This window comes from Patulibacter ginsengiterrae, assembly GCF_056269115.1.
Genome location: NZ_JBWDOG010000042.1, coordinates 1 through 932, shown reverse-complemented (window position 1 = coordinate 932; position 932 = coordinate 1). Strand labels below are relative to the sequence as shown.

At 50.0% G+C, this 932-nt stretch carries 1 rRNA gene; it reads left to right on the top strand.

Annotation, left to right across the window (positions count from 1 at the left end):
* Positions 1 to 932 (top strand): 23S ribosomal RNA (locus ACVUH9_RS22195); the annotation flags it as partial.

The following is a 932-nucleotide window of genomic DNA, read 5'->3' as shown; positions in this document are numbered from 1 at the left end:
ATAGCCTGCGAAAAGCTCCGGGGAGGCGGCAAATATCCTTTGATCCGGAGATTTCTGAATGGGGGAACCCACCTACTTTAAGGTAGGTATTGCAACATGAATACATAGTGTTGCAAGGCGAACGAGGGGAAGTGAAACATCTCAGTACCCTTAGGAAAAGAAATCAATTGAGATTCCCTCAGTAGCGGCGAGCGAACGGGGAAAAGCCCATTAAGTCATATCAGTTTTAGTGGAATGCTCTGGGAAGTGCAACCATAGTGGGTGATAGTCCTGTACACGAAAGGGCTGATATGATGATGTCGAGTAGGGCGGGGCACGTGAAACCTTGTCTGAATATGGGGGGACCATCCTCCAAGGCTAAATACTCCTGACTGACCGATAGTGAACCAGTACCGTGAGGGAAAGGCGAAAAGAACCCCTGTGAGGGGAGTGAAATAGATCCTGAAACCGCATGCATACAAGCAGTGGGAGCCGACATGTTCGGTGACTGCGTACCTTTTGTATAATGGGTCAGCGACTTACATTCAGTAGCAAGGTTAACCGCATAGGGGAGCCGTAGAGAAATCGAGTCTTAATAGGGCGTTTAGTTGCTGGGTGTAGACCCGAAACCGGGTGATCTATCCATGAGCAGGTTGAAGGTTGGGTAACACTAACTGGAGGACCGAACCCACTGTCGTTGAAAAGCCAGGGGATGACTTGTGGATAGGGGTGAAAGGCTAATCAAACTCGGTGATAGCTGGTTCTCCCCGAAAGCTATTTAGGTAGCGCCTCGGACGAATACCATTGGGGGTAGAGCACTGTTTCGGCTAGGGGGTCATCCCGACTTACCAAACCGATGCAAACTCCGAATACCAATGAGTACTATCCGGGAGACAGACTGCGGGTGCTAACGTCCGTAGTCAAGAGGAAAACAATCCAGACCGCCAGCTAAG